This window comes from Protofrankia sp. Cr1 (genome assembly GCF_963555865.1).
In the GTDB taxonomy this organism is placed as follows: Bacteria; Actinomycetota; Actinomycetes; order Frankiales; family Frankiaceae; genus Protofrankia.
The window spans coordinates 7986-14347 of record NZ_CAUVXO010000039.1 but is presented as its reverse complement, the minus strand read 5'-3'; the positions used below and the strand labels follow the sequence as shown (position 1 = coordinate 14347).

Genomic DNA, 6362 nt, shown 5'->3' with positions numbered 1-6362 from the left:
TGGGAGTCCCGGTTCGGTAGAACTGCCGAACCGGGACTCCCACAGGCCGTCGCCGCTACCAGGCGGCGGTACCGCCGTCGACGTTGAGCAGCGCGCCGGTGATGCCGCCGCCGACGTCGCTGGCGAGCAACCGGGCCATCGCCGCGACCTCCTCGACGGTGTTCAGCCGCTTGATCGCGGACTCGTTCGCGTACGTCTGGAGGAACTCCTCATAGGTGATGCCGACGCTGGCCGCGGCCACGGGCCCGGCCTCCTTCATCATGTCCGTCTCGACCGCGCCGGGGCAGATTGCGTTGCAGGTGATCCCGGTGGTGCCGTACTCGAACGCCGTCGCCTTGGTGAAGCCGTTGATCGCGTGCTTGTTGGTGATGTAGTGGCTGACGGCAGCCTTGTTGGCCTGCTTGCCCTCGACGGAGGAGATGTTGATAATCCGTCCCCAGCCGTTGGCGAGCATGGACGGCACGGCTCGCCGGGTGGCCCAGAAGACGGCGTTGATGTTCCAGTTGAGGGCGGTGCCCCACGCCTCGTCGGTCAATTCGTGGATCGGGGCGAACCCGTCGCTGCCACCGGCGTTGTTCACCAGGATGTCGACCCGGCCGTAGTTCGCGACAGCGGCGTCGATCAGCCCCTCCACGTCACTTTGGAGTCGGACGTCCCCGGGCACGAACTGCGCCCGGTCGCCGACCGCGAGCTCGTCGAGGGCCTCCTTGCCCTTGGCCTCGGAACGGCCACTGATCACGACGCTGGCGCCGTCGGCGAGGAGCACCTCCACGATCCCGCGGCCAATGCCTCGGCTGCCTCCGGTGACAACGGCGACACGTCCGTCGAGAGTCATGCGTACGACCTCCTGGTCGGAATACGGGTAGATGGAAATCGGGTGGTCGGGAAACAGGTGGTCGGGAAACAGGTGCCGGTCAGCCCGGGTCGACGAGGCCGGGCTGCGCAGTACCGGCCTCGTCGAGGAACTGGTCGATGACACGGTGGAAATGCTGGACACCGGGCTCGTTTCGGCCGAAGACGAAATCGGTGCCGTCAAGCGCGGCGAGTCCCCGCGCCACGCCGAAGCCGGTCGAATAGTCCTCGTCGCGCACGACGTCGTGGAACCAGTCGCGGGTGACGTCCGCGGCCCTGCGTTCCTCGTCGTCGGCCGGTGGGCGACGCAGCAGGATCACCTGCTGGGTACGGGACTCCTCGGGGGTGCGGCCGGGCAGCACCAGGGACACCGAGACCGACTGGCGCCACCCCCCGGAAACAGCCAACCCGGGAAACAGCCAGAAGATCGCACCGACGCAGGTCGCCGGGTCCCACGTCTGGGGTGGCGCTGCGGCCGCCTCGGCAATGGTCCGCAGCGCGAACGCGTTGCGCTGGTGCGGACCCCAGCTGTCGAACGCGGCCATATTCGACAGGTTGGTCGTGTAGACCGTCGTCGGGTGCAGCGAGGCGAAGTGGTATCCCTCGAGGTACCCGTCAACCGTGATCTTCCAGTTCGGCCCGGGTAGCACCCGCGTGGAGTGGTGATGACACCCGGCGAGCCCCAGCCCTTCGAGCAGTGGCTCAAGATCGCCGAGCCAGTTGTCGAGGTCGAGCGGACGGCCCGGGGTGAGCCCGACGAAGATGATGCCGGCCCGCTCCTGCGCGGGCAGCGACACCAGCCCGCTACGCTCGCGGTCGACGGGCCCGAAGGTCTTCTCACCGCCGATGCCGACGAGGCAGCCCGCCATGTCATAGGACCAGGCATGGTACGGACACGTGATCCGTTTCGCCCGGTTCGTCCGGCCGACGCCCTCCGCGACCAGTTCGGAGCCCCGGTGGCGGCAGGCGTTCACGCTGGCGTGCACGACACCGGCGGCGTCCCGGGTGATGAGCACCGGGGTGTCGAGGACCTGTATGGCCTTGTAGGAACCCGGCTCGGGCAGCTCACAGGACAGCGCCAGCGGCAACGGGACCCGCCGGTGGATGGCGTCGATCTCATCACGCCAGCGCTGTGGGTCGGAGTAGTTGCGGACGGGCTCACGCCACTGCGCCGGCGCCTGCTCCGTTGTCTGCTCCCGATAGAGACCGACCAGCCGCTCCATCACCGAGCGTGCGTCCCGGCCCACGACGGTGTCAGCGCTGCTGTCCAACGCGGGGGTGTAGACGGGCGCAGAGCCGTCGACGTCCGCTGAAGCGCCGGCGGGGACGGAAGCGGCGAGCGGAGTCGTGTCAATGGTGGTCATCGGACCACCCCTTCCACCGTAAAGATCATTTTTGCCGACACGGCCGAAGCCCCTTCCGTCACGATCCGGGTGCCTATGACCCGCATCACATCGTCTTAACTAGAGGATGTCAACAGTTACTTTGCTCGGGACCGGCGGCGCTCCCCGACGGCGAGCCCGCCAGCCCTCGGTCACCTCGGTCACCTCGGTTGCCCGGGGAGCGGTGCTGCTCGGGCCGGCCACGGCTTCCGGCACGGCCGCAACGGTCCGGACCTGCACGTCCGCACTGAAGTAGTTACTGTAGTCACCGTCTATATAGTGAACGACAGCGAGGAAGCCTGAGCCACGACGGTCCCCGGGTACAGCTGCGACGGCGATCACAGCACGGCCGCACCCGCCTGTTTCTTGACTCGGATTCCCAAAAGACGCAGCATGACCGGAATCACACACCGATGGTCGGACCAGGGCCTACCCGGCGCTTCCAGGCCGTCAGGAAGCATCACGACAGCTCATGACATGACAGATCATGAGACGACACGCCATCGGGCACGATTCACGGCCTGACGAGGAAAGGCAACACCGATGACGCAGTTAGCGACCGGAACAGACCCGCACTCGCTCGACGAAGCGACCCGCGCCGCACTGACCGACCTCGTCATTCGAGGCATGCGGCGTGGCCCGGCCCCGGAACTGGACCGCCTGGTGCATGCCGGGCTGGCATTGGCCAAGGGCCCGGTGACGATGCCCACCGTCGACGCCAGGAAGCTTGTCGGCGGCTGGTCCCGGCTGCCGGCCGGTTCCCGGGCCGAGGAGCAGGTCACCGTCCTTTACCATGCGTTCCTGCCTGTCAACCGTAGGTTGCGGGAGCTGTGCACGGCGTGGCAGTGCCGGCCGGACGGGTCGGCCAACGACCATGGCGACGCCACCTATGACGCGACCGTACGCGATCAGTTCGACGATGTGCACGCATCGATCGCACGGATCATCCGCCGGCTCGCCGACCCGGTCCCCGGGCTCGGCCACTACCGTGACGACCTGGGCGCCGCGCTCGACGCGTTCGACGCCGGTGACGCCTCCGCCCTGACCTCACCGCTGAGCGACTCCTACCACACGGTGTGGATGCGCCTGCACCAGGAGCTGCTACTGCTACTCGGTGTAAGTCGGGCCGAGGACGAGGCGCTGGAGGAACGGCTGGTCGCGGGGTCCGCCGGGTGAACGCTGCGTCGTCCCCCTCCCCCGGCGCGCACCTCGTCCCATACGGCCACGGGCACGCCCGTGGTCTGGACGCCGCCGAGCTCGGCGTCCACGGAATGGAGATGGACAGCCTCGTGCGGCTGGGGCTGCCGACCGTCCCGGGTCTCACGATCCCGGCGTCACATGCCGGCGACCTCACCGAGGTGACTGTCGCCCGCGGCGCGGTCGATCTGCTGTCCGCGCTGGCCGGCCGGCGCGTCGGGCAGGCCGACCGCCCGATGCTGCTGCGGCTCGTCGCAAGCGCCCCGGTGCCGGCGGCGGGCCTGCCACCGATGGTCGCGGGACTCGGGCTCTCGCCGGCGACGGCCCCGGCGCTGTGCGCCGCGATCGGCCGTGCGGACACACTGTACGAAACCTGGTCGGCGACGGTACGGACCATCGCCGAAGGTGCCCTCGGCGTCCCCGCCGACGACCTCGACGACCTCGTCCTGGACAACCCCGACCCGGCCAAACAGGTACCCGCGCTGCTCGACATGTGTGAGCGGCTGGGCAACCGGCCCTATCCGCACGACCCGGCCGAGCAGGTCGCGCTCGCCGCCACCGCGACGCTGGCCCGGTGGAACTCCCCGCGCGGACGACGTGCCCGCACGGCGCAGTCACTGCCGGCCGACACCCCGATCGCCCTCCATCTGCAGGCGCTGCTCATCGGACCGTGGGCACGTTCGGGCCACGGCAGCGCGGCCAGCCGCGACCCTGACACCGGCGCGTTCGCACCGAGCGGGGTGTTCCACCGCGGCGTACGCCGCAGCGAACCGCCGAGCGGACCGGGCGAGCCGCTGGCGCAGCTGCCCGGTGGCGCCGATCTCCTGCGCGAAGCGCTGGCCACCCTCGAACACCACTTCCGCACCGTCGCACAGGTTGGGTTCGAGCTGAAAGACGGCGAGCTCGCGCTGCTCAGTGCCGCGCCACTGAGCCATCCCAGCCCCCAGGCGACGGTGCGGCTCGCGGTGGACCTGGTCCAGGCGGGCACCCTGGAAAAGGCCACCGCGGTGCGCTGCGTGCGGCCCGAACAGGTACAGGCGCTGCTGCACCCCCAGTTGCGGCTACGCGGCGGCGAACCGCTGCTGGTACGCGGGCTCGCCGCCTCCCCCGGCGCGGCCAGCGGCCGGATCTCGCTGTCCAGCCTCGACGCCCTCGACCGGGCCGCGGACGGTGTACCCACCATCCTGGTGATGACCGAGACGACACCCGCGGACGTGCCAGGTCTGCTGGCCGCCGCCGCCGTCGTCACGACGGGCGGGGGGCTCGCCTCACACGCGGCCGTGGTCGCCCGCGGCGCCGGTCGGCCCGCGGTGTGTGGCGCGTCGAGCCTGCGGGTCGATCCCGCCACGAGCCGGGTCAGTGTGGATGGGCGGGAGCTACGCGAAGGCGACGTCATCTCCGTTGACGGACGCACCGGCGACGTCTACGTCGGCGCGGTCGAGGTTCGCCCGGCAGCCCCCTCCGCCGAGCTCGACGTCCTGCTCGGCTGGGCCGACGACCACCGCCGGCTCGGGGTGCGGGCCAACGCCGACACCGCGGCTGACGCGGCGAGCGCCGTGCGGCTGGGCGCCGAGGGCATCGGGTTGTGCCGGACCGAACACCAGTTTCTCGGCGCCCGACTGCCGCTGGTCCGCCGGGTGATCCTTGCCGAGGATGCCGAGGACGAACGCAAGGCGCTCGCGGCCCTGGCCGACGCTCAGCGCGAGGACTTCCGCGACCTGCTGCGCGCGGTGGGGGATCGTCCGGTGACGGTGCGTCTCCTGGACGCACCGATGCACGAGTTCCTTCCCCACGACGGTGACTATGACGACGACCGGCAGGCCGCCCGCGCCGGGCAGCTGCGCGAGGCCAATCCCATGCTTGGCGTGCGCGGTGTACGGCTCGCCCTCCTGCACCCCGGGCTCTACCCGGCTCAGGTCGACGCCCTGTTCTCCGCCTGGATCGACGTCGCCGCCGAAGGCGTCCGCCCGATCCTTGAGGTGATGATCCCGCTCGTCTCGATACCGCGGGAACTGGCCCTGGCCGCCGCCGCGGTCTCAGACGTCGCCACCGAGGTCGCCCGGCGCAGCGGTGTCACCGTCGCGTACCGCATCGGCACGATGGTGGAGACGCCGCGGGCCGCGCTGCTGGCCGGTCAGCTGGCGGTGCACGCGGAGTTCCTGTCCTTCGGTACCAACGACCTCACCCAGCTCACCTACGGCTTCTCCCGGGACGACGTCGAGAGCCGGTTGCTGTCCGACTACCTGGAACGCGGCCTGCTACCGGCAAGCCCGTTCGCCGAGCTCGACCCCGACGGCGTAGGCGAACTGCTCGCCCTCGCCACCCGGCGGGCCCGGGCGGTCCGGCCCGACATCAAAATCGGAATATGCGGGGAGCATGGTGGCGACCCGGCATCGATCGCCACCCTTGAGCCGCTGGGGCTCGACTACGTTTCGTGCTCGCCGCAACGGGTGCCCGTCGCCCGGCTCGCCGCCGCTCAGGCCGCACAGGCCGCACAGGCCGCACAGGCCGCACAGGCCGCACAGGCCGTCACGATCAGTCCGGAGCGCACCCCATGACCGTCGACACCCGCGCAACCACGGCCGGGGCCCCGGCCCCGGCCACCGAACCGGCCACCGGTTCTGACGACCGGCGCGAGGAGCTCGCAAGCCTGCGGGACACCGTCGCGCAGGCCTGCCTGGAACTCGGGGGTCCGGCCCTGGCTCGCGGCCTGGGGGACGACGGGCCGGGCTTCGACGAACACGCCTGGGAGATCCTGGGCCGCGAGATCGGCCTGGCCTGTCTGGGTCTGCCGGCGGAGGCCGGCGGCGCGGGCGACCTCGCCGAGCTCGTCACCGTCGCCGAGGTGCTGGGCGCTCACCTCCTACCCGTCCCCTTCCTGTCCTCGACGGTGCTGGCCGGCCAGGTGCTGGCCGGCACCCTCCAGGCCGG

Annotated in this window: 6 protein-coding genes; 3 read left to right on the top strand and 3 right to left on the bottom strand. The window is 70.7% G+C overall.

Annotated elements, in window-relative coordinates:
• Positions 1–55 precede the first annotated feature (55 nt).
• The 3 genes from U9980_RS06075 to U9980_RS06065 form a co-directional block, all read right to left on the bottom strand.
• Positions 56–835, bottom strand: a complete 780-nt coding sequence (locus U9980_RS06075) for an SDR family NAD(P)-dependent oxidoreductase (RefSeq protein ID WP_322767037.1) — start codon at positions 833–835, stop codon at positions 56–58.
• Between the two features lie 79 nt (positions 836–914).
• A complete protein-coding gene (locus tag U9980_RS06070; protein WP_322767036.1) occupies positions 915–2216 on the bottom strand; it encodes an aromatic ring-hydroxylating dioxygenase subunit alpha in 1302 nt (433 codons plus the stop codon).
• A gap of 99 nt (positions 2217–2315) precedes the next feature.
• Positions 2316–2576, bottom strand: a complete 261-nt coding sequence (locus U9980_RS06065; RefSeq protein WP_322767035.1) for a hypothetical protein — start codon at positions 2574–2576, stop codon at positions 2316–2318.
• A 201-nt stretch (positions 2577–2777) separates the two neighbouring features.
• Here U9980_RS06065 and U9980_RS06060 point away from each other — a divergent pair, with 201 nt between their 5' ends.
• The 3 genes from U9980_RS06060 to U9980_RS06050 form a co-directional block, all read left to right on the top strand.
• Entirely contained in the window at positions 2778–3410 is a 633-nt protein-coding gene (locus U9980_RS06060) for a hypothetical protein (protein ID WP_322747100.1), read from the top strand.
• Positions 3407–5989: a putative PEP-binding protein gene (locus U9980_RS06055; protein ID WP_322767034.1), complete on the top strand. Its 2583-nt coding sequence runs from the start codon at positions 3407–3409 to the stop codon at positions 5987–5989. The genes U9980_RS06060 and U9980_RS06055 overlap by 4 nt, the downstream gene beginning before the upstream one ends.
• On the top strand, positions 5986–6362 hold a 377-nt coding region (locus U9980_RS06050), incomplete at its 3' end, for an acyl-CoA dehydrogenase family protein (protein ID WP_322767033.1). The genes U9980_RS06055 and U9980_RS06050, both read left to right, overlap by 4 nt.

Bases quoted from the DNA above. Each gene is read 5' to 3' on its own strand.
- U9980_RS06075 (WP_322767037.1), bottom strand. From the start codon at position 835: ATGACTCTCGACGGACGTGTCGCCGTTGTCACCGGAGGCAGCCGAGGC.
- U9980_RS06070 (WP_322767036.1), bottom strand. From the start codon at position 2,216: ATGACCACCATTGACACGACTCCGCTCGCCGCTTCCGTCCCCGCCGGC.
- U9980_RS06060 (WP_322747100.1), top strand. From the start codon at position 2,778: ATGACGCAGTTAGCGACCGGAACAGACCCGCACTCGCTCGACGAAGCG.